Annotated in this window: 1 protein-coding gene; it reads left to right on the top strand. The window is 39.6% G+C overall.

The window, feature by feature from the left end:
• Window positions 1–127 precede the first annotated feature (127 nt).
• Window positions 128–429, top strand: a 302-nt coding sequence (locus tag SB658_RS22015; RefSeq protein ID WP_410602312.1) for an SDR family NAD(P)-dependent oxidoreductase, incomplete at its 3' end; no start/stop codon positions are given.

The following is a 429-nucleotide window of genomic DNA, read 5'->3' as shown; positions in this document are numbered from 1 at the left end:
TTTATAAATAAAATTAAGTATAGCATCATATTTAAAGAATCTCCCATATGGTGCATCTGGGGTCAATCATGATATGATAGAAAATAATGAATGAATAGTCATTCAAAACCACAGAGGGGGAGAACAAATGACGAAACAAACAGTGATTGTCACAGGAGGATCAAGCGGAATGGGGAAGGCGATGGCTGTCCATTTGGCACATGAAGGCTGGAATGTTGTGATTACTGGAAGAACAGAAGAAACGTTAGAAAAAGCGGCAAATGAAATAAAACAAAATGGCGGCTCGATCGCTTACTTCCAAATGGATGTGCGAAACCCAGAAGATGCTGATCAAATGGTCAAGTTTGCCGTAGATACATTTGGCGATGTGGATGCTCTCATTAACAATGCTGCAGGAAACTTTTTAGTTCCAGCAGAAAAACTATCTCC

Origin of the sequence: Bacillus sp. SIMBA_008 (genome assembly GCF_046535495.1) — a bacterium.
Taxonomy (GTDB): domain Bacteria; phylum Bacillota; class Bacilli; order Bacillales; family Bacillaceae; genus Bacillus; species Bacillus subtilis.
The sequence above is the reverse complement of the archived record's forward strand: the minus strand, read 5'-3'. Positions and strand labels throughout refer to the sequence as shown.